Below are 1,345 nucleotides of genomic sequence, written 5' to 3'. Positions count from 1 at the left end.
ACCGGGTCGGTGCCCGAGATCAGCTCGTTGGGCCAGGCTCGACCCGGCATCCCGACGATCATCCGATCCCTCGGCTGCTGCTTGCGGCGGGCGTCGCTGCTCAATGGTCACTCCCGACGATCTGCTCGACCGCGTGCCCGAGCACCGGCGCGAGGACGTCGAGGGCGTCCTTCACCCCGCCGCGCGAGCCAGGAAGGTTGACCACGAGCGCCCGCCCGGCGACACCCGCCAGGCCGCGCGAGAGAGCAGCGGTCGGCACCCCCTTGGCCACGCCGGCCGCGCGGATCGCCTCGGCGAGGCCCGGCACCTCCCGGTCGAGGAGCGGCCCGGTGACCTCCGGGGTGAGGTCGGTCGGCGTCAGTCCGGTGCCGCCGGTCGTCAGCACCACCCGCGCTCCCCCGGCCACCGCGGCGCGGATGGCTTCGCCGACAGGCTCCCCGTCCGGGCACACGACGGGATCCTCGACCTGGAAGCCCAGTCCCCGCAGGGCATCGACGATCAGCGGTCCGGTCGTGTCGTCGTACACCCCGGATGCGGCGCGGTTGGAGGCGACCACGACGGCGGCGGGCAGGCCCTCCGGTGAGCTCATCTGGACCAGTCCCCGGATTTGCCACCGGACTTGGCCTCGACCCTGATGTCGGAGATCACGGCGCCCTTGTCGACGGCCTTGACCATGTCGACGACGGTGAGGGCGGCGACGGACACCGCGGTCAGCGCCTCCATCTCCACGCCGGTGCGGTCGGTGGTCCGCACGGTCGCCGAGATCTCGACGGCGTCGTCGGCGACGGACAGGTCGACGGAGACGCCGGAGATCGCCAGCGGGTGGCACAGCGGGATCAGCGTCGGCGTCTGCTTCGCGCCCATGATGCCGGCGATGCGAGCGACCGCGAGGGCGTCGCCCTTCGGCACACCCTCGCCGCGGAGCAGCGCGATCACGTCGGACGAGACGAGCACACGGCCGGACGCGGTCGCCTCACGCGTGGTGACGTCCTTGGCCGACACGTCCACCATCCGCGCGGCGCCCGACTCGTCGACGTGGGTGAGCCGTGCGGGGGCGGGCTCGGGGCCTTGGGTCATCAGTCCTCCGTCCAGATCGAACAACAGACAGTCAACACCCGGCGGTGTCGTACCGCGAGGCCAGCCCGATCACCTCGACGACATCGCCGGTGGCCAGCAGCACGCCCGTCGGGGGTACCACGAGCAGCGCGTCGGCCTCGGCGAGCAACCGCTGGGAGTGGCCGGCGTGGCCGGGCAGCGGGGAGACCCGGCCGTGGTCGTCGTACGCGGCGGGGAGGAGGACGGTGCGGTCGGTCGCCTGCACCGGGGCGCCGAGCGTCGCACGCTG

General features: G+C 73.2%; 3 protein-coding genes. All 3 read right to left on the bottom strand.

All coding sequences use genetic code 11. The annotated features are described in order from the left end of the window. Positions 1–100: 100 nt before the first annotated feature. Complete coding sequence (locus tag E7Z54_RS04390; protein ID WP_136431796.1) at positions 101–589, bottom strand: MogA/MoaB family molybdenum cofactor biosynthesis protein; 489 nt, start codon at positions 587–589, stop codon at positions 101–103. After that, on the bottom strand, positions 586–1,077 hold the full coding sequence (gene moaC / locus E7Z54_RS04385; RefSeq protein WP_136431795.1) for a cyclic pyranopterin monophosphate synthase MoaC: 492 nt from the start codon (positions 1,075–1,077) through the stop codon (positions 586–588). Before moaC ends, E7Z54_RS04390 begins: the two co-directional genes overlap by 4 nt. 31 nt (positions 1,078–1,108) lie before the next feature. After that, positions 1,109–1,345 (bottom strand): hypothetical protein (locus E7Z54_RS04380; RefSeq protein WP_206056006.1); only part of this gene is annotated, 237 nt, incomplete at its 5' end.

The organism is Nocardioides sp. (assembly GCF_004803405.1).
Lineage (GTDB): Bacteria > Actinomycetota > Actinomycetes > Propionibacteriales > Nocardioidaceae > Nocardioides > Nocardioides vastitatis.
The sequence above is the reverse complement of the archived record's forward strand: the minus strand, read 5'-3'. Positions and strand labels throughout refer to the sequence as shown.

Excerpts from the sequence above, each read along its gene's own strand:
- E7Z54_RS04390 (WP_136431796.1), bottom strand. The coding sequence starts at position 589 with ATGAGCTCACCGGAGGGCCTGCCCGCCGCCGTCGTGGTCGCCTCCAAC.
- moaC (WP_136431795.1), bottom strand. The coding sequence starts at position 1,077 with ATGACCCAAGGCCCCGAGCCCGCCCCCGCACGGCTCACCCACGTCGAC.